A 26,608-nucleotide genomic window follows, 5' to 3' on the forward strand; every position below is an offset into this window, starting at 1 on the left:
GCAGCCCGAGTACACCCTGTTCTCGAAATGCCATCAATAAAAAAGGATGTGCATAAACAGCACATCCTTACTAATTGCTCGCTATTTTAGCGGCAATTTTAAACTTTGCAATTGATGTTCAATTGTACAGTTTGCAGACAGCAGCAAAACCACTACTTGGCTTAGCGAACCAACAACCAAAGCTTCACACCAAAACCTAGGCTTTACTTCTCACGAGCTAAAAGATTTAGACGATGAAAGAAGAGAGCAAGGTTACACCTAACAGAGCTGAAGAGAGTATGAATAACTGTCTTACACGATCGCACTTCGAAGTAAAAACTTCGTCATGATGATGGTGATACTCTTTGCTTTTGATGTAACTGAACAGGCGAACCTGTTTGGTCATATTGCCATGGGTTGTGAAAAAACCGCCTCCGTCTACTTGTTGATAAAGTAGAGGATGCGCTTCTCGCATAATATAAATGAGCGTTCTTAGCGCAGTAAAATAACGCGCCCAGTTCACGCAAGTCACAACCATTAGTGCAAATAGAATAGTGTCGCCGCTGATCATCCTTTCCTCCCTACATCTTCATAAGAAAACTCAAAAGAAAAAGATAATCAGTGTCTTTCTCGTACTACCTAAACGGCAGGAGCTTCCATAATTGAAGATGAACCATCTTTTGCCAATTGCGCTAGGTCTTTATCAATAAAGAACAGTGCTTTACCGTCTTCACCAACAAGTTCTAGCTTATCCAATACACCTTTAAACAACTTCTCTTCTTCATGTTGCTCTGCAACGTACCATTGCAGGAAGTTAAAGGTTGAGTAGTCTTGTGTGCTGAAAGCAACGTGAGCCAGTTTGTTGATCTTTTCAGTAATCATCTGCTCATGTTCATAAGTTTCACGGAACACTGCGCCAAGGCTTTCGAATTCGTGTTTTGGTGCTTCAATCGCACCCAGAATTGGCATTGCACCTGTTTCGCTTACGTAAGTGAAAAGACGCTGCATATGTTCCATTTCTTCTACTGCATGAACACGCAGAAACTCTGCTGCACCTTCAAATCCTTTGTCTTCACACCAAGCACTCATTTGTAAGTATAGATTGGATGAGAAAAATTCTAGGTTAATTTGATCATTCAGTTGCTCAACCATAGTTTTTGACAGCATTTAAGACTCCTAATTACATCCTCAATTTTCTCTACTATATCACTATTTAATGAATATCTCGCAGGCCATTAGTTAACCAATATTTCGAGCTGTCATTACGCAAGACAGTGGATATGAGATCACTTCAGCAAAAAAAGCCATCGCATAGTGCTAATCTTTAAACAGACAATGAATAAAGGAGGTAGCGATATGAGTTACAAACATATTTTGGTCGCAGTCGATTTATCAGAAGACAGCAAATTAATTGTGGATAAAGCGGTAGCATTGGCAAAGCCATTGGAAGCCAAAGTCTCTTTTATCCATATTGATATTAACTACGCGGAGCTCTACACTGGCCTGATTGATATCAACATGGCCGAAACCCAGCACAACGCGATGGAAGCATCTCGTATTCAGCTGCAAAATTTTGCGGAGCACGCCCAATACCCGATCACCCATACCCTAGTAGGCAGTGGTGATTTGAGTCATGAGCTGTGTGACACCATCAACGAGTTCAATGTTGATCTCGTGGTTTGCGGTCACCATCAAGACTTTTGGAGCAAGCTGCTTTCTTCAACACGCCAACTGATCAACGCCTCTCCGGTTGATATGCTGGTCGTGCCTCTAAGAGATTCAGAAGACTAATGATTTAAGGTTAGGTAACATACAGCTTATATCTTATTAACGAAGTTTTACTATGAGCTATTTAGCTGGTGTTACCCTCCTATGGGCCTTCTCCTTTAGCCTGATCGGCGTTTACCTTGCGGGTCAGGTTGATTCTTGGTTCTCTGTTCTGATGCGTGTTGCCCTTGCTGGCGTCGTATTTCTTCCTTTCCTAAAGTTTCGCGGCGTATCGCGTAAGCTGATCGCTAAATTGATGGCAATTGGTGGTATCCAGCTTGGCCTGATGTACTGCTTCTACTATCAATCTTTCTTACTGCTATCCGTTCCTGAAGTCCTTTTGTTTACCGTTTTCACGCCAATTTACGTCACGCTGATTTATGACTTTCTCAAAGGGCAATTCTCTCCGTGGTACTTAGTGACGGCGGCAATTGCGGTATTGGGCGCGGTATTCATTAAATTCGCAGGCATCAACGAAAACTTTTTGGTTGGCTTCCTCGTCGTGCAAGGCGCGAACCTGTGCTTTGCTATCGGTCAGGTGGGCTACAAGGTGGTGATGGAGAAGGAATCAACCGAGTTACCTCAGCGAACCGTATTTGGTTACTTCTACTTAGGAGCGCTATGTGTCGCGTCAGTGGCTTTCATGCTACTGGGCAATCCAGAGAAACTACCCACCACCACACTTCAATGGGGAACCCTGATCTACCTTGGCTTGATTGCTTCGGGGCTGGGTTACTTTATGTGGAATAAAGGCGCGTGCATGGTGAATGCTGGCGCGCTGGCAGTGATGAACAATGCCTTGGTTCCTGCGGGCCTGGTGGTGAATATCCTGATTTGGAACAGAGATGTCGATTTGGTTCGCTTGTCTATTGGTGGCGCCGTTATCTTATTCTCTCTATTCGTCAATGAAACCTGGGTGAAGAAGCGCGTAGCAAGATCCGCAAGCAACGCTTAGCTGATTTGAACGAGCTGCATGAGTCAGCTCGGATAACCCCAAAAAGCAAAAGAGCGACCTTAGGTCGCTCTTTTTAAATCATCGCTCTAGCAATAAACCATTCAAATCAACTTCAGTGGATGTGATTGTGGCTCACTACCTGAGTCTTGGTTTCAGTGAAGGCCACATCATCAAGTTGTAGGTTGATTCGTTCCAATTCACTTTCCAGCTTCTGGCTTTTCTTAAACAGCTTTTGTTGCTTCTTAATCATCTTCGCCAGTTTCTTATTGTACTTTTCTTGTTTCTTAGCTGCTTTCTTCGCTTGTTTGAGTTCAGCTTTCTCATCACCGCTCGCCTTCGCCATCAGTTTTTTCAGCTTGGCTTTCTTCTGCGCGGCTTCTTTTTTTGCAAGCTCAGGGGCAATATCAGCGGCGGCAGGATCGAACATTTGTACGCTCGGCTCAATTGTCTCGTTGATTTCCGCAAGCGATAGCTCTGGTGCAGGTAGTGTTTCCGCTAGCAGGCCGCATGCGACTTTCTCTTCAACGGGTTTGTTTTGACAACCAAGAGGTGGAATTGCGGTTGGTTTGCATAGGTTCGCTTGATCCGCCGAAGAACGCGCGCAAGAACGACACACGAACTTAGGTTCAGTCACCAAGCTGTGGATCTCACCCAAGTGTTCAGTGATATCTCGACGGTTTAACTTACAAAAGCGTTTAGCCATGCTACAACTCCAGCTAAGAATAATAATGATTCTTAGTTAGATATACATCCGTAACGCGACTATCGCAAGTGTTAAATGGCAATTTATCGTATTTATGACGGGAAATTTTCTTAGCGTGTTGCTAAGTTATTGATGCTTCCGCTAAGTCATTGATGCTTTCACATAGACGTCAAAACGGTTCTTTTTGGTTTCGATCGCCATGCTTGGTTTTTGCTCGTCTAACCACGCTGCATAATCCGGTCTTTTAACCACAACTCGCTTCGATGCCAACTTCATCGCCGGCTCAAATAGACCATCAGCATCCAGATCGGCACCCACCAAAGATTGGAATACGCGCATCTCTTTTTTAACCAGAGCCGATTTCTTTTTGTTCTCAGGGTGTGGGTACATTGGGTCAAGGTACACCACGTCTGGCTGTTCGAAGTCAGGATCGTTGCTGAGCTTATCCAATGCATCGTGACTGGATGCGTGAATCAGCTTCATACGCTCACTTACCCAACCACCAATGTCTGGGTCTTGTTGCGCTCGCTGCAAGCCATCATCAAGCAGTGCAGCCACAACTGGGTGACGCTCGACCATTTGCACCTTACAACCTAGAGAAGCCAACACAAACGCATCGCGCCCTAAGCCGGCAGTACCATCAAGAATAGTTGGCGTTGCGCCTTTGTTTAAACCAGCTGCTTTGGCAATCGCCTGACCTTTACCACCACCAAACTTACGTCGGTGACCGACTGCGCCTCCCACTAAATCAACAAAGATAGCGCCAAGCTTAGGCTCATCGACTTTACGTAGCTCAAGTCGCTCACTAGTCAGTACCAAAGCAAAATCGCTGCTTTCATCATGAGATAAGTTCCAGCGGGTCGCTAAGTCATTCAAATGATCGATTTGGGTAGCATCTTCGCAAATCAGTTGTAGTTGCAAGGTCGTCTCCAACAGACAGTAGTATTCAAAACAAAAGAGGCAACCAGTTTACCTGATTGCCTCAACAATACATATTAGCGGTGAAAAGTATTCCCGGCTAAAGTCGGCTTACCTAAACCAATGGCTCTGTCTCTCGTTCTTGTCTTAACTCTTCAACGAGCTCTGCGAGTGGTTTAGGTCGGCCTATGATGTAGCCCTGCGCGTAGTTCACACCCAACTCAATCAGCTTGTCGATGATCTGGGTATTTTCAACGAACTCAGCCACGGTGTGCTTGCCCATCTGCTTGGCGAGATCATTGATCGAGCGAACCATCACATGGTCCATCTCATTGACATCAATATCACGCACAAACAGGCCGTCGATCTTCACAATATCGACGGGCAATTTTTTCAGATAGCCAAATGACGATAGCCCTGAACCAAAATCATCCAATGCAATCATGCAGCCAAGCTCTTTAATGCGAGTGAAGAACTTGATCGCCTGCTTCATGTTACTCATGGCGGCCGTTTCGGTGATCTCTAAACAAATCTTATGACACGGTATCGATGAATCGCTCAGGCTATCTATCAAGAACTCGACAAAGTCACGATTCCCCATCGAGTGACCGGAAAGGTTGATTGAACACATCCCGAGTTCCTCAATAACCTCAGGGCGTTGCTCCAACCAACTCAAGGTTTGACTGACGACTTGGCGATCAATCAAATGCGCGATGTTATAACGCTCTGAGGCTGGCATGAAAATCCCTGGGGAGATGTATTCCCCTTGGATGTTCTTGATGCGCACCAAGATTTCAAAGTGCATTTTATCGCTGTCTTCATCTAGGCCAAGAATACGCTGCGCAAACAGCTCTAAGCGATCATTAGCCAAGGCCTCATGCACTAGGTTAACGCACTCCATCTCAAGATGGCGACGACGCAGGTCTTCATCATCTTGATGGTAAAGATGATAGCGATTGCGACCTTCTTCTTTAGCGGCATGACAAGCTGCATCCGCCTGAGCGTGCACCATCTGCGGTGAAGCCGCAGTATGATCAATCAATCGAATACCGATAGAGCAAGTCAGGTTGAGTCGAATATCATCCCACAAGAATGGATTCTCACTCATCATCGAGATAATACTGCGACACACATTAACCGCGTCTCGCTCAGTACAGTCTTTCATTAATACAGCAAACTCATCACCACCCATTCGCGCTAACACCGCATTGTAAGGCAGCACGTCTTCTAGCAACTTGGCACTAAACAAGATCGCAGCATCACCCGCTTCATGTCCTGCGGTATCGTTCAGCACTTTCAGCTGATCCAAATCTAAGAACAACATCGCGTGAGTTCGCATGTGGCTCTCAACCTCTTTCAGCGCTTTTTGCAGCTCTTGCTCAAAGTGGTTGCGGTTAAAGGTGTCAGTCAGCAGGTCATAGCGAGCCTGATATTCTAGCTTTTCAGAAAGCTCGTGCGTTTCGGTGATGTCTTCACCCACAATCAGCAGCTGATCAGATTCGACCAACGGGCGGATATTTTCACGAATCCAGATCTTGCTGCCGTCGGCATGACGATATTCGATATCACGACGCCACACACCACGAATCTTATGCTGTGGTTGCAGCAAGATATGACGCGGAATCATCGCGTTCTCATCAACATAGAACTCTCTAGGGCGATGGCCCAACAACTGATCTAACGGGTAACCCAAAAGCTCTTCGGCAAACTGGTTCACTTGTTGAATGCGATTATTGCCATCAAGCGTAATCATCATCACCGGCTGTTTGTCGTAATACAGCTTCAAGTTTGCTTCACGCTGGAACAGCTTATTCTCAGCAAGCTTACGCGAGGTCACGTCGCGCGCCTCAAAGAGAAACTGAATGTCTTCTTCTTCACTGCCCGGCATCGGCTTCAATGAAATATCCAACACCATCGCACCGCGATCTCGACACCACACCTCGGCTTCAAATCGTAACGCTGGGTGCTCACTTTTTGCGATGAAATAGTCGGCTAGCACTTCTCGCGCAGAGCTTTCCCAATGTTGGTGTTGTTGCAGAGGCGTTCCGAGTTTATAGCCTTGGTTATAAAGCAGCTCATGTAGCTTGCTGTTGCTCGACAGCAGCACGCCACCCTTATCAATGATGCCCATGAACTGCAGGCTTTGGTCGAATATCGATTCCAGTAACAACTGACTTTGTCGGCTAGCACGTTCACTTTTTTTAAGACGATTGAGGTAGTACACCAAGGTCGCGATGACACACGACATCACCAAAAACAGCAAACCTATGGTGCGAATTTCATCGCGGTAGCGTACTAGAAATGACTTCGGCTTATTGAGGAAGGTCACCGAGGCTTCGTTCTCTGCGCCCAGATCCCAACGTGAGATTTGTTGGTAATCGAGTTTAATTTCTGGCGCGCCAGCAACCACCAATGGCAATGGTGCCTTGGGGTTTTTCAGCACACTCAACAACACGCGTCCTGTATCTCGACCTTGCGTTTCACCACTTTGAATAACACCACCAATCGCACCAAAACCTAGCCCGAGATCGTGCACCATGTACAGTGGCATTTGGGTCTTGATATTCAATTGTCGCCAATCTTCATCGCTACTCACCCGACCTTGTGCATCGCGGTAGTACGCCCAAAACAGCAAGCTCTTACCTAAGTCAGCACGTTGAGAAAAGGCCATTAACTCTTGGTAAGAATCCGGCACATAGTGCTCAACGAGGTCAGAAAAATCGGGATGGGTTTTGATGAACAGATCGATTTGAGAACGAATGGCCTCACCCGTGACTGAATGGTCGGTAACAATGTAGATCTTCTTTACGGTCGCTTGAAGGCGCTTGATCAGCTCGATGTTGCCAACCAAATCTATGTCTTCGGTAATGCCGGTCGCATTTAAGCCTTCAATCATTTGAGGGGAGAAATTGTTGATGCCGCCAAAGATGACTGGCGTACCTTTGAGATCGGGCGCGAGGCGCTTCATTAGATTCAATGCGTTATTATCACTCACCACAACTGCAGCGAATTCTTCATGCATCAACTTGGTGTGATAAAGCTGGTAGACACGCTCAAGGTATTCAGGATTTTGAGTACGTTTGCTATCAAGGTAAACGACACGATAAGACAAACCATCACGATCGAGCTCATCGGATAATCCTTTATGGAAATCATCTGTCCAGAAAAAGCCTTGATGATAAGAGTGAATGACCAACACATCTTTTGCCTGAGCTGAAGCAAAAACACTCCAACACATCACAATAAAAAATAACGAAAATCGCACTGAATTCACCCTAACCCTATAGTTACTGCTAATATTATCACCCTTGGCTATGATGTGTACTCAAGCCGGTATGTTTTTCATTCAACCTAAGGATTATGCATGTCCACAACCACAGCTCGTCTAGATGATCTAGACCGTGCCATTCTCAAAACCTTGATGGAAGATGCACGTACTCCTTATGCTGAAATGGCAAAGCAGTTCGATGTCAGCCCTGCGACGATTCACGTTCGCATCGAAAAGATGAGATCGGCAGACATTATTGAGCGAACGGAAGTTGTGGTAAACACCAAAAAGCTGGGTTACGACGTGTGTTGCTTTATTGGCATCAACCTTAATGCTGCCAAAGATTACCACTCGGCGATCGCTAAGCTGAATGCCTTAGACGAAGTGGTTGAGGCGTACTACACCACTGGTGCTTACAATATCTTTGTAAAGCTGATGTGTAAGTCGATAGAAGAGCTGCAGTTTGTATTGATCGATAAGCTGCAAGCGATCGATGAAGTTCAGTCGACAGAGACACTGATTTCATTGCAGAACCCTATCAACCGCAATGTGAATCCATAACATTGATTCGCCTTGCTTGGCATTAAGCACAGACAAAAAAAGAGCCTCTAACTAGAGGCTCTTTTCGCAATTATCTCGCAATAAACTAGATAGTTACCGTGATTATGCGTTGATTCCCGCGTGACGCAGCATTGCGTCGATTTGTGGCTCACGGCCACGGAAGCGTTTGAATAGCTCCATTGGCTCTTCACTGCCACCCATTTCAAGGATGTTATTCAAGAAACGATTACCGGTTTCAGTGTTGAAGATACCTTCTTCTTCAAATGCTGAGAACGCATCTGCCGATAGTACTTCTGCCCAAAGGTAGCTGTAGTAACCCGCACTGTAGCCACCAGCAAAGATGTGACCAAAGCTGTGTGAGAAACGGTTCCAATCTAGGCTTGGCAGTACCGATACCTTAGACTTAACATCCGCTAGTGTTTCTAGTACGCGAGCACCCACTTCAGGGTCATATTCTGTGTGCAGCGTGAAATCGAACAAACCAAGCTCTAGCTGACGCAGGATAAACATCGCAGATTGGAAGTTCTTCGCCGCTAGCATCTTCTCTAGCATCTCTTTTGGTAGCGCTTCACCCGTTTCGAAGTGACCAGAGATGAACGACAGCGCTTCTTCTTCCCAACACCAGTTTTCTAGGAACTGACTTGGCAATTCAACCGCATCCCAAGGCACACCGTTGATACCTGCAACTGCGCCCGCTTCTACTTGCGTCAGCATGTGGTGAATGCCGTGACCGAATTCGTGGAATAAGGTCACTACTTCATCGTGAGTAAACAGTGCTGGCTTATCACCAACTGGCTTGTTGAAGTTACACGTCAGGTAAGCAACTGGCGTTTGCAGCTCGCCAGATTCGGTAATGCGACGACCACGACAGTCATCCATCCAAGCGCCACCACGTTTGTGTTCACGTGCGTATAGATCTAGGTAGAAGCTACCACGCAGTGTTCCAGTCGCATCAAAGATATCAAAGAAACGCACTGACTCATGCCAAGTGTCTACGCCTTCACGCTCTGTTACCGACATACCAAACACGCGGTTCAGTACCTCAAACAAACCTGAAACCACATTAGATTCTGGGAAGTAAGGACGAAGCTCTTCATCAGAGATCTCGAACAGCTTCTGTTTTTGTTTCTCACTGTAGTAAGCGATGTCCCACAGGTTTAGCTCAGAAACACCAAATTCTTTCTCAGCAAACTGGCGTAGCTCTTCAACTTCGCGCTCACCTTGCGGTTTGGCTTTTACTGCTAGGTCGTTTAGGAAGCCAAGTACTTGGTCTGGCGTTTCTGCCATCTTAGTCGAAAGAGATTTTTCGCTGTAAGTACTGAAACCAAGCATACGCGCGATCTCGTGACGCAGTTTAAGTTGCTCAGTGATGATCTCAGTGTTGTCCCACTTACCTGCGTTTGGACCGCGATCTGAAGCGCGCGTTACGTATGCTTCATAAAGCTCTTTACGCAGTTCTTGGTTATCACAGTAAGTCATCACAGGTAGGTATGATGGGATATCTAAAGTCAGTAGGTAGCCTTGTTGCTCTTTAGACTCAGCCGCCGCTTGTGCTGCCGCCAGTGCTGATTCAGGCATACCTGCCAGCTCAGCTACGTCTGTGATCTGCTTGCTCCAACCCATGGTTGCATCTAGCACGTTGTTTGAGAATTGAGAGCCTAGCTCCGACTGACGCTTGCTGATCTCGCCGTAGCGATGCTGTTCGTCTGCAGGTAAGCCAATACCCGACAATTCGAAGTCACGTAAAGCGTCGGTAATGGTTTTTTGTTGAGCTTGGTTCAGTGCAGAGAATGCTTCGCTCGCCTTGATTGCTTTATACGCTTCGAACAAGCCTTTGTGTTGGCCAACCCAAGTGCCGTATTCAGATAGCACAGGTAAGCAGCTCTCATACGCTTCACGCAGTTCGTCACTGTTCACGACAGAGTTCATATGGCTTACAGGTGACCAAATGCGACCTAAACGATCATCCACTTCTTCAATTGGAGCAACTAGGTTGTCCCAGCTTGGTGAAGTATTACCTTCAAGTACTTGTTCTATCTTGTTGCGACACGCTTCAATCACTTGCTCAACTGCAGGCTTTACGTGCTCTGGCTTGATCTGTGAAAACGGAGGTAAGTCCGTGAAGGTTAATAGCGGATTAGACATATAAACATTCCTTTGGCTTTAGAGACTTTCGTCTTTTTTGTAATGAGGTCGTCTTACAGTCATCAGGCTAAAGTTCGCCCTAAAAAATCACCTGCGAATAGTTATTAAATAGTGCCCAGCAAGGCAAATTTCAATAGTAGAACCAATAACTAACTGCATATTGCTAGCGACTGTTCCTGAATTGTTCGAGAATTTATGGTCCATTGAGGGTTATAATAGTCTGATTAACCCCACCTACACTAACCACACTCTAATTCGAGAGTGTTACGAGAGTTTAATTTGTTAAGTTATCGCCACAGCTTCCACGCAGGTAACCATGCCGACGTAGTAAAGCATATCGTACAGAGCCTTATTCTTAATTCTTTGAAACAGAAGGATAAGCCTTTTGTTTATCATGACACTCACTCTGGTGTAGGTCGTTACGACTTAACGCATGAATGGTCTGAAAAAACTGGTGAGTACAAACAAGGTATCGCTCGCGTTTGGGAACAGCAAAATCTTCCTGAAGACATTCAAAGCTACCTTGAGTCTATTTCCATTCTAAATAATGGCGAGAAACTGCGTTACTACCCAGGTTCTCCACGTGTTGCACGTGCACACCTGCGTGACCAAGACCGCATGGTACTGACTGAGCTTCACCCAGCCGATCACCCTCTGCTTGAGCAAGAATTCCACCGTGATCGTCAGGTATCTATCTATAAAGAAGATGGTTTTAAGCGCTTAAAGGGTAGCCTGCCACCAAAAGAGCGTCGTGGTTTAGTGCTGATCGACCCGCCTTACGAGCTGGCAAAAGAGTATCGTGATGTCGTGACTGCAATCGCTCAAAGCCACAAGCGCTGGGCAACCGGTATCTATGCAATTTGGTACCCGGTAGTAAACCGCTGTGATATCGAAGATATGATCGAAGGTCTCGAAGGCTTAGGCATCAACAAGATTCTACAAATCGAACTTGGCGTATCACCAGACACCAACGAGCGTGGCATGACAGCATCAGGCATGATCGTGATTAACCCACCTTGGAAGCTAGAAAGCCAAATGAAAGAGATTCTTCCATTCTTGAAGGAAGCAATTGCGCCGGCGACCGGTCATTTCAAAGTAGAGTGGATCGTACCCGAGTAATCTCGAACTTAACGTCATGCTCTGACGAATATTCAGCAGATTGTGACGTACACGAATAAATTTTAAACAGGGAGATTGAGTTCAACCGATCTGCCCTCAATATAATAATTAGACAATTTAAGAATCTATAGGACGTAGGTGTTCAGTGCGCTCACTGTACCCACAGCCTTCAATAAATGGAGAAAGTAATGGCGACTCATTTTGATTACATCTGTATCGGCGGCGGTTCAGGCGGCATCGCATCAGCAAACCGCGCAGCAATGCACGGTGCAAAGGTTGCACTTATCGAAGCTCAAGACCTTGGTGGTACTTGTGTAAACGTTGGTTGTGTTCCTAAAAAGGTAATGTGGCACGGCGCTCAAGTTGCTGAAGCTATCAACCTATACTCTGAAGACTACGGCTTCGACGTTGACGTAAAAGGCTTCAACTGGAGCAAATTGGTAGAAAACCGTCAAGCGTACATTGGTCGTATCCACCAATCTTACGATCGCGTTCTTGGTAACAACAAAGTAAACGTAATCAAAGGCTTTGCTAAGTTCGTTGACGAGAAAACTGTTGAAGTTAACGGTGAACACTACACAGCTGATCACATCCTGATCGCGGTAGGTGGTCGTCCAACCATTCCAAACATCCCAGGCGCAGAATACGGCATCGATTCAAATGGCTTCTTCGACCTAATGGAGCAACCTAAACGTGTTGCTGTTATCGGCGCAGGCTACATCGCAGTAGAAATCGCAGGCGTACTAAGCGCACTTGGCACAGAAACACACCTGTTCTGTCGTAAAGAGTCACCACTTCGCAGCTTCGACCCAATGATCATCGAGACATTGGTTGAAGTAATGGAAGCGGAAGGCCCTACACTGCATACACACTCTGTTCCAAAAGAAGTTGTGAAAGAAGCAGACGGCACACTGACTCTACACCTAGAGAACGGCAACACTCAAAACGTTGACCACCTAATCTGGGCTATCGGTCGCCACCCAGCAACCGACGCTATCAACCTAGCATCAACTGGCGTTGCAACTAACGACCGTGGCTACATCAAAGTAGACGAGTTCCAAGCAACCAACGTTCCTGGCATCTACTGTGTTGGCGACATCATGGAAGGCGGTATCGAGCTAACTCCTGTTGCTGTTAAAGCAGGTCGTCAGCTTTCTGAGCGTCTATTCAACGGTCAAACCAACGCGAAAATGGACTACAAGCTAGTGCCTACTGTTGTATTCAGCCACCCACCTATCGGCACAATTGGTCTAACGACTCAAGAAGCGGAAGAGCAATACGGCAAAGACAACATCAAGGTATACACGTCTGGCTTCACTGCTATGTACACAGCAGTAACCAAGCACCGTCAACCTTGTAAGATGAAGCTAGTATGTGCTGGCGAAGAAGAGACTGTAGTTGGCCTACACGGCATCGGTTTCACTGTTGATGAAATGATTCAAGGCTTCGGCGTTGCAATGAAGATGGGCGCAACCAAAGCAGACTTCGACTCTGTTGTGGCAATTCACCCAACGGGCAGCGAAGAATTTGTGACCATGCGTTAAACCTTTGTAAGTCAAAGAAATATTATTAAAAAGTCGACATCTGTCGGCTTTTTGTGTTTTTTACCGTATGGTTTGAATATTTATTAACCGAACAGCATTTTACACGCTTAACTTGGAATAAAGATCACACTACAATCGCGTACTATAAAATTACACGCATAAAAATAACAAATAGCTCTATTACATAAAGGATGTACGAGTAATGAAAAAAGTGAGTATTCTCGCAGCGGCGATTGCAGTGGCTTTAACAGGTTGTGGTAGCGACAGTTCAAGTGTCACAACACCAACTGAAACATCAACAACCAATAAGTTTATCGATGCCGCTGTTGAAGGTATCTACTACAACACTAGCTCTGGCTTAAACGGTGTTACAAATAGTGAAGGCGAATTTACCGCTAAAACTAGCGACACGGTTACCTTCTTCATTGGCGGCGAAAACGGCTTAAAAGTAGGTGCAGCATCAAACCGTGATGTACTGACTCCATTTGAAGCGGCAGGTAAATACGCTCGCGCACTTAACCTAGCAATTTTACTTCAATCTCTGGATAACCAGTTTGGTAATACTTCAGATGAAATACTGACAGTTCCGGATATGCTGCGCGAACCTGATGCTGCTACGTTAGCGAAGATGAAAGATCTGAGTCTTGATGACCGCGCTAGCGTGATTGACTTCCTAGATACGATGGACGTAGATGCGGCTAATATTGCCTCTGAAGAACAAGCATTAACTCATATGGAAAATGCATTTGGATCAATGGAACGCGGTGATGACTCTGCAAATCCATTTATCACTGCTGGCAAATTCGTTCGTTACATTGATGTCACCCAGAACTCTAACGAATTCATATACGTCCACGCTGACAAGCTAATGGAAGAAGAAATGTTCGAGCGTACTCGCGGCATGACCGAGATGACGTTCAAAGTGAATTCTGCAGAATCAGTCACTATGTTCGCAGGATCTAACGACTATTCATTATCAGAAAGCTTTGCTGAGCAATACCTAACATGTGTATCTAACTCTGCTCATCAATGGATAGATGAAAACAGCTCGAAACTACAAGGTTGTGATACAAACAAGGATGGTACTGTAGACCAAACAAATGGCTCAGTAACACCTGATAGCAAATTTGTATTGAATGACGCGTTTGCCTACAAACTTCGAGACTTGGCACAATCAGAAACCGCTGATGAAGAATTCACAGCCGAAGACATCGAGGGATGGAAGCCATTTGATGTACAAAAAGCATCTGACTTGAATCACTACACCGCAAACAATGTCTGGGATGACAAAGATAAAGACAGCGACCCATCAAACTGGATTCGTGATACAACTTCTGGCTCTTTCGATCCTGTAACTGGCATTTATTCTGAGATTGTTAAGAAAGAAACACTGGGGAGCGACGCAAATAATCCCCAACCTCGCGTAACAGAGCGTGTTGCTTACTACTACGAAATTCCAACAAAAGATTCTGAACGTTATGTAGATTTCACTGGTACATGGGAAACGAAAGAGTACTGTGACAATGGCGAAGTTGCAGTGAGTACTATGGTGTTCGGCGCAACAAAAGTAACTACATCAGGTTTTGAGTGTGACAGCGAAAATGGCGACCAATCTTCACCAGAAGATATGGGGCAGTTTGCTGCAACCTACGCGGAGTTAGGCGCTATCGATTACTGGTGGTTTGGTCAAACAGACCGAGCTTCAAAAGCGACACTGACAGAACTGAACACAGTAGTTCGTTTCTGCGACCAAGACAATTACGTTGCAGGCGCTGCTTGTACCTCAAACGATGAATACTTCGTTAAGTGGGAATACCAACCTGCGGGTACCAACTGGGATGAAGGTCTGCTTATCCGTCGTAAGATGGATAACACAGGTAACACCGATGGTCGTGTTAGCATCATGCAGAAAATCAACTAATCACTGAGTTAGTTTGATGACTTAATCAGAAACCAGAAGCCGTGCTTCTGGTTTTTTCATTCTTACCCCACATGAACCTTCAAACAACTATCAACGTAGATACCAAAACAAAGACCTATCTAGAACAGCAATGGAGTTTGTTATGAATCTACTAATTGAATCATTTGAAGGCGGGATCTACTTGGCTTACCAAGTTATTGGCGAGCAAAAGCAGTTAATCAAAGATGACCACCAGCATCCTATGAAGTTTTTGAGTGTTAACCAAGCACGCGATCACTTTAGCGACCAAGGTGTCGCATCAGCTATGCTGGTTCATAACAGTGCTTACGACGAGATGTGCGGTGAACACTGTGGTAGTACACAACCTTTCGAGATTGATTTGAAGTGGAGTTAAATCAACCTCAAATCAATCGCGATAAAAATTGAAAGGCTTGCATCAATGCAAGCCTTTCTTATGAGAATCACTTTCCCTTTTAATCGCTTAGATCAGCGTGATGTCCGTTTCAGTCTTCGTTTGATATTCTGCTCTTTCACGACAAAGTCGAATAGCGGAGCGAACAGGTTAGCGAACAAGATTGCCAGCATGATGCCCTCTGGGTAGGCTGGATTAAGCACTCTGATACCGACGGTCATAACGCCGATCAAAATCCCATAGGCCCATTTACTCTGATTGGTAAACGCGGCAGATACAGGGTCTGTTGCCATGAAGAAGGTACCAAACGCTACACCACCCAACACAAAGTGCCAGTAGAACGGCATCGAAAACATAGAGTTGGTTTCTGACCCTATCCAATTCATCAAGCTAGATGTCACAACGAGACCGACAATCACACCGGCGACAATGCGCCAAAAAGCTATCTTCATCGCTATCAGAATCAACCCCGTCAGCATGATAAGCAGTGACGACACCTCACCCATCGAACCTGGAATATTACCGACAAAGGCATCCATCCAAGTGATCGTCTCGCCAGTCATGTTATTGATGAGTGACGTGCTGCCGCCTTCATACCATTGACTCAGCGGTGTCGCGCCTGAATAGCCGTCAGCGGCAACCCACACTAGCCCACCCGACATGTTCGCTGGATACGCGAAATAAAGAAACGCGCGACCTGCAAGGGCTGGGTTCAAGAAGTTTCGCCCTGTACCACCGAACAGCTCTTTGGCGACAACGATACCAAAGGTGATACCTAACGCGGCTTGCCAAAGCGGGATGGTTGGCGGGAGGATGAGTGCAAACAGCACAGAGCTAACAAAAAAGCCTTCATTCACCTCATGTTTTCGTACAACGGCAAATAAAACCTCCCAAAAGCCCCCGACCACAAACACCGTGGCATAAACGGGTAAAAAATAGAGTGCACCAAGCAACATCTGACTTGCCCAGCCACTTGCCATCAATGACTGCGCATCACCAAATGCCCACGACAGACGCCAGCTGCTTTCAATAACAGAGGCAAGTTCGTTAAGTTGATAACTGGAGGTTAGTGCGAGGACGCTTTGGTGCCCAACGTTATACATCCCCCAGAACATTGCAGGAAAGGTCGCTAACCACACCAGAATCATGATGCGCTTTAGGTCAATGCTATCGCGAACATGGGTTATGCCGCGATTTACGTTTCCGGGTGTATAAAATATTGTCGCGAAAGCCTCATACACTGGGTAAAACTTTTCGTACTTACCTCCGGCTTCAAAGCGTGGAGCCACGTCTTCTAATCGTTTTTTTAAACTCATAATCTCAATCACCTTATTGCTTGAGTTATGGTTTTCTACGCATCAACCGTGCTATTTGAACAATTTTTAGCGATTTTTAATCAAATTCGTCTTGAAGAACGAGTGTCTACAAGTCGAACCGATGTTGAAAAAGAAGGGTGTATAAACAACAAAGCCCCAGCAATGGCTGAGGCTTATTTGGTATAGCAACGGTCGTCGCTACTTAACACACATTACATTAAGCAATGAAGAACCTTTCAACTGGTTGACGTTACCGTTGGTAAACAGACCTTTCTTATCTGCGCCCCAATAAGGGAGATGCATTGGCCAGTTCTGTTTTTCCATAACCTTTGAGTTCAAGATGCTCTGCCATTGCTTTTCACTCATCAGCTTCATGTTGACCTGATTACATACCAATTCAGCGCTATCGTAATCTAGGCGGCTCCAAGGCTTACCTTGCTCCATGTAGAACTGTTGTTGATGGTCTAGAAGGTAAGGAATCGCATATCGGCTACCCGCAACGTCTGCTTTCACGCGAATCTCGATCTCTAGATCATTGTCTGAGCTCGCATTACCGCTTGGTAGCGTCTGAATAGCAGCAGCACTCGTTACCGCCGCCGCTTGCGTAGCAGCCACAGGTTTCGGTGCAGGCTTAGCTTCTACTTTTGCAGGAGCCTTGGGCGTCACCGCTTTTGGTTCTACCGCTTTTGCAACGATAGGCTGTGATGAAGTTTTCGACTTATCGACCATACGAATAAACGCTTCACCGTAACCAGCAACCTTACGTACCTGAGTTAGGTCCTTTCTCGCATCCGAGAAGGTAGAGTAAGGTCCGATTAAGCAACGGTAGTCTCCGCCTTCCGGCTTCATCCAAACGTTGGTTGAGATCTTCTCATACAGAGGTTTTGCTCGGCTCAGTGACAGAGGCTTATTCAGCAGGCCACATTGAACCCAAAACAGCTCGTTATCTGAATGACGTTTAGGCGCTTTACTGCCCCACACACCCTTACCGATCGGACATGATTGCTCTAGCTGTGGTAATTGGTTGGTGCTTGCCTGAGTTGCATCACATAGAACCGACTCTGCATTCACTTGGCTCGATACCAAAAGAGATGCAGCGATAAGCCCCATACGATAATTTCTCGTCACAGCACGACATACAGCATTCATTGTCAATTTCATAACCACCACTTAAACCCTTGCGGGCTAATTATTACCGAATCTATGTCGATAAAACATGAATTCCATTTTAAGTATTATTGACACTGTCAATAATACTAAGTTCCAGATCCATTAAGCAAAAAAAGAGCCGTAATTGCTTACGGCTCTTAATTTAGTGACTTTTTTTACTAAAAATCAAACCGGGCTATCACCCTTTATAAATTTTCGGGTTAAACACGTCACGTAACCAGTCGCCTAATAGGTTAATAACTAGAACCAATGTTACCAAAAGCACACCTGGGAATGCTGTGATCCACCATGCTCCTGAGAAAATGTAGTTAAAACCAGTACTGATCAGGGCACCGAGTGACGGTTGGTCTACCGGAAGGCCTAAACCTAGGAAAGAAAGTGCCGCTTCTGACATGATGGCATTTGCCACCTGTACCGTAGAGATAACCAGAATCGGTGATAAACAGTTAGGCAGAATATGGCGGAACATGATGCGAGGCGCTCTAAAGCCCATCACACGTGCCGCTTCTACGTACTCTTTCTTCTTCTCTGCCAATACCGATGCACGAATCGTACGAGCATACTGCGGCCATTCAGCAATACCGATGATCACCACCAGCATAACAACGGCATATTGCGCGTAGAAGTCACTACCGAAACTTGCTTTAAAGATGGCCGAGACAATGATCGCAACCATCATGGTTGAGAACGAGAGCTGAACATCGGCAAAACGCATCAGGAAACTATCAATACGGCCACCGAAGTAACCTGCAGACAGACCAATGATGATACCGAGAGTCAGCTGAAGGCCTACCGCTAGGAAACCGATCGTCAATGACAGACGTGAGCCGTAAAGCATCGTAGATAAGATGTCACGCCCTTGCTCATCAGTACCCAGTAGGAAGCGTTCTTCGCCGTCTTCCATCCAAGATGGTGGCAACTCAGAATCCATGATGTCGATAGACGTCACGTCATACGGGTCTGTTGGCGCTAGAATCGGTGCCGCTAATGCCATCACAAGGAAAGCTGCAAAGATAGCGAAGCTCACCATTGCCACTTTATCACGTAAGAAGTAGTACAGAATGTCTGACTGCTTGAATCGCTCCCAACGAGATGGAGCTGTTGTTGTGTGTTCCATGATTATGCTCCTTTCCCTGTAATGTTCACTGTTGGGTTAATGATGCCGTAAAGCAGGTCAACAATGGTGTTTGTTACTACGAAGATCAGGCCAACGAAAATAACGTATGCGGTAATCAGTGGAGTATCCACTCGGTTAATCGCTTCAAGGAATAGGAAGCCGGTACCCGGCCACTGGAATACAGTTTCAGTCAGAATGGTGTATGCCACCATCGTACCAATTTGAACACCACCAACCGTTAGTACAGGTAGCATTGTGTTCTTCAAAGCGTGTTGGTAGTAAATCTTGTTCAGCGCGAGGCCTTTTGCTTTACCAAACTTGATGTACTCAGAGCTCAGAACCTCAAGCATTTCAGAACGTACTAGACGAATGAATAGCGGCAGCATGATAGATGCCAGAGCAATACTCGGCAGCACTAAGTGCGCAAGGCCATCGAGCGTTAAGAAGCCAGACTCCCAACCAAACCAGTTTGCGGTATCACCACGTCCGAATGACGGCAGCCAACCGAGCTCAATAGAGAACACGTACATCAGCATGATTGCGGTTAAGAAAACAGGTACCGAGATACCGATACTACTGCCCGCCATCACCAGTTTAGTGAAGAAACTTTTTGGGTGTATTGCAGAATAAACGCCGAGTGGAATCGACAGACAAACAATGATCAGAGAAGCGCCAAACACAAGTTCAAGCGTCGCGACCAATTTATCTAAGATTACGTCCACAGCAGGGCGTTTAAAGAAATATGAAGTACCAAGATCACCTTGTAGAGCAGCGCCCACAAAGCGAGTGTATTTTGTAATGAAGGGATCATTTAAGCCGAGTTCATCACGCAGCGCTTGACGCTCCGATTCTGAAACAGATTGACCGACTAACTCACGCAACGGGTCGCCCAGGTTATCCTGAATGGCAAACGCCACCAAACTGATCACAAACATCACTATCAGTGCCTGAAACAGGCGCTTGACCAGAAACGTAACCATTCCTTGCCCCTTATCTATCCATGACTATCTAATCGAAATCCGCGACTAGATAACAAAATTCAGTCTTAAAAAAGGTATTTAGCCAGACTGAAGGAAGACCAAATACCGAAACTTAAATCTATTTCTTAATAATTTGAGAGCCTGAAAAGCTTCAGGCTCTCGATTCTAGCAAGCTAGATTATTTTACAACTAGGTCGCCGAAGTAAGGCATAACCATTGGGTTTACTACGTCTGCTGCACCTACGTTAGACTTCGCGCCCCACGCTTCACTCTGCCAGTGTAGAGGTACGAATGCTGCGTCGTTGTACAGTGTTGCTTCAACGCCTTTCAGCATTTCAGCACGCTTAACTGGGTCAGTTTCAGTGTTAGAAGCTTCTACAATCGCATCCATTTCTGGGTTTGAGTAACCAGAACAGTTGTATTGACCACGGCCAGTCTCTTCGTTACGAGTCATAGTTAGGAACTCGTTGAAGTTAGCTGAATCTTCTGTATCTGAGTGCCAACCAATCATCATCATGTCTGCTGAACATAGGTCAAATTCAGGCCAGTACTGTGCTTTAGGCATAGTCTTAAGATCAACTTTGATACCAATCTTAGATAGCATTGCCGCAGACGCTTGCGCTACTTTCGCATCGTTCACGTAACGGTTGTTTGGTGCCATCATAGTTAGCGTAAAGCCATCTTCGTAGCCCGCTTCTTTCATCAGCTCTTTCGCTTTTTTCAGGTCGTAACGAGGAACTAGGTCTTCGTTGTGACCCGCGTAGCCTGTTGGGCTTTGCTGACCAGCAGCTGTTGCGAAGCCTTTCATAATCTTCTTAACGATACCTTCGTTGTTGATTGCGTGAACAATCGCCTGACGAACGCGAACATCTTTAAGAGCTTCGTTGCTGTTTTGGTTCATTTGGAACGTGATGATACGAGTACCAGGTAGCGTTACTAGATCGATGTTCTTAGCGTTTTTAACACGCTTGTGATCGTTTGGTGCAACTGGGTGAATCATATCTACGTCGCCAGAAAGAAGTGCTGCAACACGTGTTGCGTCTTCTTTGATTGGCACAAGTGTTAGCTTGTCTACGTTGCCTTCAGTTTCTGTGTCCCAGTAATCGTTGAAACGCTCGAACGTTACTTTAACGCCTTGCTCACGCTGCGTTACGATGAATGGACCAGTACCTGAAACGTTAGTCGAAGCGAACGAGTTACCATGCTTAACTAGCTCAGACTTGTCTTTACCTTCCGCTGTTTGGCCAGAGTAGAACTTGCTGTCCATTGGGAAGATGTACGTTGCTGTTTGTAGTACTAGTGGGTAAGCCGCTTTTGATACTAGCTCAACTGTGTAGTCATCCACTTTTACCATTTTTTCGTATGGCGTGAAGATAGACTTAAAGTCTGGAGAAGCTTGTAGACGTTCAAAAGTCCACACAACATCATCAGCAGTCAGTTCGTTACCAGAGTGGAATTTCACACCTTTACGTAGGTTGAAGCGGAAAGTCGTTTCATCAACACGCTCCCAGCTAGATGCTAGGCGGCCTTCAAAATCCATCTCTTTTGTGAAACGTACTAGAGGGTCAAACACCATGTGAGACATTTGCAGTGTGCCACCAGACAGCTGCTCGTGCGGGTCAAGTGATACAGGGTCAGCTGCGTAGCCAACGGTAATATCTGCTGCTGCTGCACTAAAGCTTAGGCCAGCTGCCATTAAAGCTACTGCTAATTTGCTTTTCATGGTTTTCATTGCATAACTCCTTCATGCGGGAATCCAGATCCCTAGTTGTTGTATTTGCGTCTGTTTATTGTTTTTAGCAAGCTAAACTCCAGCCTGCTGATTTTTATACCGCGGCTTGTGCCACTGCTTTTTCTTCTCTTAAACCTGTAAATTCAGGCATTAAAGAAATCAGATGTTTGCTGTATTCATGTTGAGGTGATTGGAATAGCTGCTCGGTTGGCGCTACTTCCAATAGTTCTCCCATTTGCATCACACCAACACGGTCACACATTTGGCGAATAACCGGTAAATCGTGACTGATGAACAGCATGGTTAGGTTTAGCTCGTCTTGTAAGTCTTTAAGTAGGTTGAGGATCTGAGCCTGTACCGACACATCCAGTGCCGATGTTGGTTCATCACAAATCAAAAGACGCGGACGAGTTGCCAAAGCGCGAGCAATAGAAATACGCTGACGTTGGCCACCTGAGAATTCGTGCGGGTACTTCACCCCTGCCATCTTGCCTAAACCAACGTGCTCTAGCAGGTCGTTCACGATCTGACGAGTTTCATTTTCGTTGCGAGTAAGCTTATGGAATCGGATAGGTTCAGCAATGATGTCGAATATCTTCATTCGAGGGTTCATTGATGTGTAAGGGTTTTGGAAAACCATCTGCATTTGGCGGCGCATTGGGCGACGTTCTTTTTCAGATTTAAGCCCAGTCAGGTCAACGCCTTCAAACGTTACCTTGCCTGAATTAGGTGCATACAAGCCAGCAATCACACGAGCAATCGTTGATTTACCTGAGCCTGATTCACCTACTAAGCCAAACGTCTCACCTTCATGCACTTCAAAGCTCACGTTGTTTGATGCTTGAACGTACTCACGACGGCTCTCAAAGAAAGAATCTTTGGTGGTAAAGCGTAAGTTTACGTTCTCAACGTTCAACAGTGGGCCAGTGTAATCACGGTGATCTTGGCTTTGACCTAACCAGTGGTTCTTCACATCTAATGGTTCCATCTCTTGTGCTTCTTCGATGTAGCTAACAAGAGGGAAACGATCGAGTTTGCGATCCGAACGAGGAACCGCAGAGATAAGACTGTGTGTATATGGGTGCTCAGGAGTACCCAGAACTTTCGCTGTTGGGCCAAACTCAACTAAGTCACCACGATACATCACGGCGACGCGGTCGGTAACGTTAGATACCACGCCCATGTCGTGCGTGACCAACATGCAACCTACGTTCTTCTTGATACATAGATCGCGAATCAAACCTAAGATTTGGTCTTGAATAGACACATCCAGTGCCGTTGTTGGTTCATCTGCGATGATAAGGTCAGGTTCACCTGCCAATGCGATCGCGATAACCACACGCTGACGCATACCGCCAGAAAATTGGTGAGGGTACTGCTTTAAACGGTTTTCTGGTTGTGGGATACCCACTTGGTTCATCAAGTCTAATGAGCGCTGGTAGGCTTCTTGATCCGAAACCTTCATGTTGGCATGAATCGTCTCTTTTAACTGCTGTTCTACTGTGAATAGAGGGTTAAGAGAAGTCATTGGGTCTTGGAAGATAAAACCAATCTTTGAGCCGCGAACAGAACGCATCTGTTCAGGAGATAAACCAGAGACTTTTTCGCCGTCCAGAAATACCTCGCCGCTAGCAATACGGCCAGGAGGGCTCAATAAATCGATCACAGCATTACCTACTGTTGATTTACCTGCACCAGACTCGCCTACAACACCAACAATCTCACCACGTTCAATGTTGAACGAAAGTGATTTAACTGCGGCGTGAACTCCATGACGAGATGGGTATTCGATACGAAGATTTTTTACTTCTAAAAGTGACATTACCAGACCTCTACTGCTTTGGCAGCTTTCTGCCCTGTCTGCAAAATTGAATCCATTCTTACCAGAATATTGTTCTGATATTTTATACGGTTGACAATTTGGCAAATAATTCACAGAAAAGCAACAAAAATAGGATAAAAAGTCGACATTAAACGCTTAGCAAGCAAAAGTACCACATAACTATTCACCTAAAGAGCATATAGTAAGAAAAATAAATATTATATTATCGGCAAGAAATACTCACAAACTCCTTACCACTACTTACTTGTAGAGTTAATGCCGTGCTTCAAAGCAGATCTCACTACCAGTCACTAAAAACAAATAATTATTCTAAAAAACAATTAACACTATAGAAACAAACGCTAATTTTGTTAATTTGAACAAATAAAACAACCAGATACACGTTAATTAACCATACATTTAACCATTTTTATTATTTTGGTAAATACAAAACAGATAAACGAAAGGTTGAATAAATCAGAGGAGTTTTTGAACGACCAAATGCGTAGAAAGCTGTCAAATTCAGGCCTTAGTGAGCAAATTTAGGGTTAGATTTCACTTTTCATAAAAGTCTTTAGACCAAACCCATTAATATGTCGAATTATTGAGAATGTAATTTATATAAAATTAGATATAGATCTGCACATTTGATAAAGAAAGCAACTCCGTATCAGCACCATAATCAAGCAGATCGATATTAATCTGTCTTATATAAGAAGGGGAGACAGAGGCGACACCAGACAAGATGCCGAAGCAGGTAAGATCTCAACATTCAAAATCGATAAAAACTAAAACGACAGATGTAAAAAAGCCCCAATCTTGAAGTGACCCCGTAAAGTTGGACATTTCTGTTAAGCGGCTTTCAAGGCCTGAGTTCGATATTCTATCGGAGTCAGGCCTTTTAGTTTCACTTTTATACGTTTGGTATTGTAGTACTCGATGTATTCTTTAATCTGCTCTATCAGAGCATCTGCATCTTCAAAGCTTTGGTTGTGATACATCTCGGTTTTGAGTAAAGCAAAAAAGTTTTCAGCAACAGCATTATCCAAGCAGTTACCTTTTCTCGACATGCTTTGCGTTAACCCACTCTCCGCTACCTTTTTCTGATACTGTCGATGGCGATATTGCCAACCTTGATCGCTATGTATAATTGGCTTTGAGTTGGGTTTAAGCGTTGATATAGCTTCCGTCAGCATATCTGTGACAAGCGGCAAGCAGGCATTTTTGGCCACTCTATAAGCAACCACCTCCTGAGTAAACAAGTCGACAACGGGAGATAAGTATACTTTCTGCTCTTTGACTTTGAACTCCGTGACATCAGTTACCCACTTTTCATCGGGTTGAGTCGCACTAAAATCTCTTTCAAGAACGTTGGGAGCAGCTTTTCCTGACTCTCCTCGGTATGAACGATACTTTTTAATCCTGACCGTCGATTTAAGGTTGAGCTGAGCCATAAGCCTTTGAACCGTTTTGTGATTAAGCACGAACCCCTGATTCTTTAGTTCCAAGTGAATACGGCGGTAGCCGTATCGCCCCTTATGTTCATGATAAATTGACTTTATCAACCGCAGCTCACGTTCGTAGCTATTTTGGCGCTTGCTCGTTTGAGCCTGATAATAAAAGACACTTTTTGCCAACTGTAGAGTGTGCAGTAAGTGCTTTAATGGGTACTTGCCTTTAAGAGTTAGAGCTATGACCGCTTTTTCTTTGTTCGACGGTTTTTTTTCTGCTCCAACTCTTCCAACTTTTTTAGAACGGCATTCTCGGTTCGTAAGTAGACCAACTCCTCTTTTAGCTCCTCAAGTGTCATTTCATTATCAGGCTTAGTGGTACGTTGAGGTTGCTGTTTCATTGAGGGTCTTCCTTTCTGGCGCATTTCGAGCCCCTTGATACCGAGCTCATTAAATCGTTTAAGCCAGACAGAGAGTATTCCAGGGGATGAGAGGTTTAATACAGCGCTAGTGTGCGTGAGAGACCATTCATTCGTCCACATTAAATTCAATGCTTTTCGTTTTGTTTGAGCAGTCGCGGCATGATTAGTTGGTAAAAATGAATCAGTACCATGGATGGCAAAGACTTGAGCCCAATACCGTATCTGCCTTGAAGAAATTGAATATTGTTTTGCTAAGTAGAGAGATGACGTGCCATCTAAGTATTGCTTAGCAATGATACATTTTAGCTCTCGGCTATATTTGGACATAAAAAGACCCCCAATAATTGGTGTCCAACTATTGGGGGTCAGTTCACTTTCGACTGAGGCTTCTTAAGTGATCGGTGAAGAGACATTCTTTGAACATCAGGCGAACCCCACTCTGTTCAAGTTATCTAAATTTCAGATGTAAAAAAGCCCTAGTCTTTCGACTAGGGCTTCTTAAGGTGGTCGGTGAAGAGGGATTCGAACCCCCGACCCTCTGGTCCCAAACCAGATGCGCTACCAAGCTGCGCTATTCACCGAGACGTTTCGTTTGATTTCTCAAACTGGGAACTTCAAAGAAGCTACCAAAATTAATGGGGTGGCTAACGAGATTCGAACTCGCGACCACCGGAATCACAATCCAGGGCTCTACCAACTGAGCTATAGCCACCACTAATTTTTTATATAACCGCTTAAAAGCGATTATTGAAATAGTGGTCGGTGAAGAGGGATTCGAACCCCCGACCCTCTGGTCCCAAACCAGATGCGCTACCAAGCTGCGCTATTCACCGACTAGTTTTGTATCGACTCTTGGGAATAATGAATCAACACTGGAAGCCGAAGCTACCGATATTTTGTAAAGAAAGAATGGGGTGGCTAACGAGATTCGAACTCGCGACCACCGGAATCACAATCCAGGGCTCTACCAACTGAGCTATAGCCACCATTGTTTCTTTTTGCCAATTTCTCACTTACCGAAGTAAGGGACCGGATGGCGCGCCTGAAAGGATTCGAACCTTCGGCCTTTGGCTCCGGAGGCCAACGCTCTATCCAGCTGAGCTACAGGCGCATGCCCTGTCGGCGGAGTGGAATAATACGTATATCACCTAATGCCGTCTAGTACTTTTTTAACTTTTTTTTCTGTTTGGTCTCTTTTTCGACAGTTAATATGTGATAAACCCCTTATTTGAGTACTACAACCCGCCACAGCTTATAAGTTGTTGTTTATTGCAACAACTTATCGGGATATAATCACCCATTATTT

At 45.2% G+C, this 26,608-nt stretch carries 21 protein-coding genes and 5 tRNA genes; 7 read left to right on the forward strand and 19 right to left on the reverse strand.

Going from position 1 to position 26,608, the window contains the following annotated elements:
* Window positions 1-226: 226 nt before the first annotated feature.
* Window positions 227-550 (reverse strand): universal stress protein UspB, encoded by a 324-nt coding sequence (gene uspB / locus OCV20_RS16210; protein ID WP_009848060.1) that lies wholly within the window; start codon window positions 548-550, stop codon window positions 227-229.
* 68 nt (window positions 551-618) lie between these two features.
* Entirely contained in the window at window positions 619-1,146 is a 528-nt protein-coding gene (gene ftnA, locus OCV20_RS16215; protein ID WP_017066029.1) for a non-heme ferritin, read from the reverse strand.
* A gap of 189 nt (window positions 1,147-1,335) precedes the next feature.
* Between ftnA and uspA the strand changes: the two genes are divergently transcribed.
* Window positions 1,336-1,770, forward strand: coding sequence for a universal stress protein UspA (gene uspA / locus OCV20_RS16220; protein ID WP_017060149.1), 435 nt, complete (start codon window positions 1,336-1,338; stop codon window positions 1,768-1,770).
* A gap of 52 nt (window positions 1,771-1,822) precedes the next feature.
* Complete coding sequence (locus tag OCV20_RS16225) at window positions 1,823-2,701, forward strand: carboxylate/amino acid/amine transporter (RefSeq protein ID WP_086774453.1); 879 nt, start codon at window positions 1,823-1,825, stop codon at window positions 2,699-2,701.
* A 112-nt stretch (window positions 2,702-2,813) separates the two neighbouring features.
* Here OCV20_RS16225 and OCV20_RS16230 read toward each other — a convergent pair whose 3' ends face one another.
* The 3 genes from OCV20_RS16230 to OCV20_RS16240 all read right to left on the reverse strand — a co-directional run bounded on the left by OCV20_RS16230 (window position 2,814) and on the right by OCV20_RS16240 (window position 7,560).
* Entirely contained in the window at window positions 2,814-3,404 is a 591-nt protein-coding gene (locus OCV20_RS16230) for a hypothetical protein (protein WP_050648420.1), read from the reverse strand.
* Window positions 3,405-3,545: 141 nt separating this feature from the next.
* Window positions 3,546-4,325 (reverse strand): class I SAM-dependent methyltransferase, encoded by a 780-nt coding sequence (locus OCV20_RS16235; RefSeq protein WP_017060146.1) that lies wholly within the window; start codon window positions 4,323-4,325, stop codon window positions 3,546-3,548.
* Window positions 4,326-4,437: 112 nt separating this feature from the next.
* Window positions 4,438-7,560: an EAL domain-containing protein gene (locus OCV20_RS16240; protein ID WP_086774452.1), complete on the reverse strand. Its 3,123-nt coding sequence runs from the start codon at window positions 7,558-7,560 to the stop codon at window positions 4,438-4,440.
* Between the two features lie 126 nt (window positions 7,561-7,686).
* Between OCV20_RS16240 and asnC the strand changes: the two genes are divergently transcribed.
* Window positions 7,687-8,151 carry a transcriptional regulator AsnC gene (gene asnC, locus OCV20_RS16245; protein WP_008218581.1) on the forward strand — a complete coding sequence of 155 codons (465 nt, stop codon included), beginning with the start codon at window positions 7,687-7,689 and terminating at the stop codon, window positions 8,149-8,151.
* A gap of 102 nt (window positions 8,152-8,253) precedes the next feature.
* Here the strand turns inward: asnC and prlC are convergent, their stop codons facing one another.
* The gene (prlC, locus tag OCV20_RS16250) at window positions 8,254-10,296 is read right to left on the reverse strand and encodes an oligopeptidase A (protein ID WP_048617742.1); all 2,043 of its coding nucleotides are present in this window, start codon (window positions 10,294-10,296) and stop codon (window positions 8,254-8,256) included.
* 279 nt (window positions 10,297-10,575) lie between these two features.
* Here prlC and OCV20_RS16255 point away from each other — a divergent pair, with 279 nt between their 5' ends.
* From OCV20_RS16255 to OCV20_RS16270, 4 genes are all read left to right on the forward strand, one after another.
* Window positions 10,576-11,415 (forward strand): 23S rRNA (adenine(2030)-N(6))-methyltransferase RlmJ, encoded by an 840-nt coding sequence (locus OCV20_RS16255; protein WP_017065664.1) that lies wholly within the window; start codon window positions 10,576-10,578, stop codon window positions 11,413-11,415.
* Between the two features lie 188 nt (window positions 11,416-11,603).
* Window positions 11,604-12,959 (forward strand): glutathione-disulfide reductase, encoded by a 1,356-nt coding sequence (gorA, locus tag OCV20_RS16260; RefSeq protein ID WP_048612423.1) that lies wholly within the window; start codon window positions 11,604-11,606, stop codon window positions 12,957-12,959.
* 202 nt (window positions 12,960-13,161) lie between these two features.
* Window positions 13,162-14,880: a hypothetical protein gene (locus OCV20_RS16265; protein ID WP_086774451.1), complete on the forward strand. Its 1,719-nt coding sequence runs from the start codon at window positions 13,162-13,164 to the stop codon at window positions 14,878-14,880.
* Between the two features lie 142 nt (window positions 14,881-15,022).
* A complete protein-coding gene (locus OCV20_RS16270; RefSeq protein ID WP_017067233.1) occupies window positions 15,023-15,274 on the forward strand; it encodes a DUF6482 family protein in 252 nt (83 codons plus the stop codon).
* Window positions 15,275-15,366: 92 nt separating this feature from the next.
* Here the strand turns inward: OCV20_RS16270 and OCV20_RS16275 are convergent, their stop codons facing one another.
* From OCV20_RS16275 to OCV20_RS16335, 13 genes are all read right to left on the reverse strand, one after another.
* The gene (locus tag OCV20_RS16275; RefSeq protein ID WP_086774450.1) at window positions 15,367-16,608 is read right to left on the reverse strand and encodes an NADH:ubiquinone reductase (Na(+)-transporting) subunit B; all 1,242 of its coding nucleotides are present in this window, start codon (window positions 16,606-16,608) and stop codon (window positions 15,367-15,369) included.
* Between the two features lie 198 nt (window positions 16,609-16,806).
* Window positions 16,807-17,769, reverse strand: a complete 963-nt coding sequence (locus tag OCV20_RS16280) for an SPOR domain-containing protein (protein WP_086774449.1) — start codon at window positions 17,767-17,769, stop codon at window positions 16,807-16,809.
* A 187-nt stretch (window positions 17,770-17,956) separates the two neighbouring features.
* Entirely contained in the window at window positions 17,957-18,895 is a 939-nt protein-coding gene (locus OCV20_RS16285) for an ABC transporter permease (protein ID WP_048607511.1), read from the reverse strand.
* 2 nt (window positions 18,896-18,897) lie between these two features.
* Window positions 18,898-19,875, reverse strand: a complete 978-nt coding sequence (locus tag OCV20_RS16290) for an ABC transporter permease (RefSeq protein WP_048612413.1) — start codon at window positions 19,873-19,875, stop codon at window positions 18,898-18,900.
* A 178-nt stretch (window positions 19,876-20,053) separates the two neighbouring features.
* Window positions 20,054-21,607 (reverse strand): ABC transporter substrate-binding protein, encoded by a 1,554-nt coding sequence (locus OCV20_RS16295; RefSeq protein ID WP_050633914.1) that lies wholly within the window; start codon window positions 21,605-21,607, stop codon window positions 20,054-20,056.
* Between the two features lie 94 nt (window positions 21,608-21,701).
* Entirely contained in the window at window positions 21,702-23,429 is a 1,728-nt protein-coding gene (locus OCV20_RS16300; RefSeq protein WP_086774448.1) for a dipeptide ABC transporter ATP-binding protein, read from the reverse strand.
* A gap of 851 nt (window positions 23,430-24,280) precedes the next feature.
* On the reverse strand, window positions 24,281-25,123 hold the full coding sequence (locus OCV20_RS16305; RefSeq protein ID WP_108721729.1) for an IS3 family transposase: 843 nt from the start codon (window positions 25,121-25,123) through the stop codon (window positions 24,281-24,283).
* The gene (locus tag OCV20_RS16310) at window positions 25,120-25,629 is read right to left on the reverse strand and encodes a helix-turn-helix domain-containing protein (RefSeq protein WP_086774936.1); all 510 of its coding nucleotides are present in this window, start codon (window positions 25,627-25,629) and stop codon (window positions 25,120-25,122) included. The genes OCV20_RS16305 and OCV20_RS16310 overlap by 4 nt, the downstream gene beginning before the upstream one ends.
* Window positions 25,630-25,806: 177 nt before the next feature.
* Window positions 25,807-25,883: transfer RNA gene (locus OCV20_RS16315), tRNA-Pro, on the reverse strand.
* A gap of 55 nt (window positions 25,884-25,938) precedes the next feature.
* A tRNA-His gene (locus tag OCV20_RS16320) sits at window positions 25,939-26,014 on the reverse strand.
* 44 nt (window positions 26,015-26,058) lie between these two features.
* Window positions 26,059-26,135, reverse strand: a tRNA-Pro gene (locus OCV20_RS16325).
* Window positions 26,136-26,212: 77 nt separating this feature from the next.
* A tRNA-His gene (locus tag OCV20_RS16330) sits at window positions 26,213-26,288 on the reverse strand.
* 48 nt (window positions 26,289-26,336) lie between these two features.
* Window positions 26,337-26,413 (reverse strand) — tRNA-Arg (locus OCV20_RS16335).
* Window positions 26,414-26,608 lie beyond the last annotated feature (195 nt).

It is taken from the genome of Vibrio coralliirubri (assembly GCF_024347375.1).
GTDB classification, from domain to species: domain Bacteria; phylum Pseudomonadota; class Gammaproteobacteria; order Enterobacterales; family Vibrionaceae; genus Vibrio; species Vibrio coralliirubri.

Excerpts from the sequence above, each read along its gene's own strand:
- uspB (WP_009848060.1), bottom strand. The coding sequence starts at position 550 with ATGATCAGCGGCGACACTATTCTATTTGCACTAATGGTTGTGACTTGC.
- ftnA (WP_017066029.1), bottom strand. The coding sequence starts at position 1,146 with ATGCTGTCAAAAACTATGGTTGAGCAACTGAATGATCAAATTAACCTA.
- uspA (WP_017060149.1), top strand. The coding sequence starts at position 1,336 with ATGAGTTACAAACATATTTTGGTCGCAGTCGATTTATCAGAAGACAGC.
- OCV20_RS16225 (WP_086774453.1), top strand. The coding sequence starts at position 1,823 with ATGAGCTATTTAGCTGGTGTTACCCTCCTATGGGCCTTCTCCTTTAGC.
- OCV20_RS16230 (WP_050648420.1), bottom strand. The coding sequence starts at position 3,404 with ATGGCTAAACGCTTTTGTAAGTTAAACCGTCGAGATATCACTGAACAC.
- OCV20_RS16240 (WP_086774452.1), bottom strand. The coding sequence starts at position 7,560 with ATGTGTTGGAGTGTTTTTGCTTCAGCTCAGGCAAAAGATGTGTTGGTC.
- asnC (WP_008218581.1), top strand. The coding sequence starts at position 7,687 with ATGTCCACAACCACAGCTCGTCTAGATGATCTAGACCGTGCCATTCTC.
- prlC (WP_048617742.1), bottom strand. The coding sequence starts at position 10,296 with ATGTCTAATCCGCTATTAACCTTCACGGACTTACCTCCGTTTTCACAG.
- gorA (WP_048612423.1), top strand. The coding sequence starts at position 11,604 with ATGGCGACTCATTTTGATTACATCTGTATCGGCGGCGGTTCAGGCGGC.
- OCV20_RS16265 (WP_086774451.1), top strand. The coding sequence starts at position 13,162 with ATGAAAAAAGTGAGTATTCTCGCAGCGGCGATTGCAGTGGCTTTAACA.
- OCV20_RS16270 (WP_017067233.1), top strand. The coding sequence starts at position 15,023 with ATGAATCTACTAATTGAATCATTTGAAGGCGGGATCTACTTGGCTTAC.
- OCV20_RS16275 (WP_086774450.1), bottom strand. The coding sequence starts at position 16,608 with ATGAGTTTAAAAAAACGATTAGAAGACGTGGCTCCACGCTTTGAAGCC.
- OCV20_RS16280 (WP_086774449.1), bottom strand. The coding sequence starts at position 17,769 with ATGAAATTGACAATGAATGCTGTATGTCGTGCTGTGACGAGAAATTAT.
- OCV20_RS16285 (WP_048607511.1), bottom strand. The coding sequence starts at position 18,895 with ATGGAACACACAACAACAGCTCCATCTCGTTGGGAGCGATTCAAGCAG.
- OCV20_RS16290 (WP_048612413.1), bottom strand. The coding sequence starts at position 19,875 with ATGGTTACGTTTCTGGTCAAGCGCCTGTTTCAGGCACTGATAGTGATG.
- OCV20_RS16295 (WP_050633914.1), bottom strand. The coding sequence starts at position 21,607 with ATGAAAACCATGAAAAGCAAATTAGCAGTAGCTTTAATGGCAGCTGGC.
- OCV20_RS16300 (WP_086774448.1), bottom strand. The coding sequence starts at position 23,429 with ATGTCACTTTTAGAAGTAAAAAATCTTCGTATCGAATACCCATCTCGT.
- OCV20_RS16310 (WP_086774936.1), bottom strand. The coding sequence starts at position 25,629 with ATGTCCAAATATAGCCGAGAGCTAAAATGTATCATTGCTAAGCAATAC.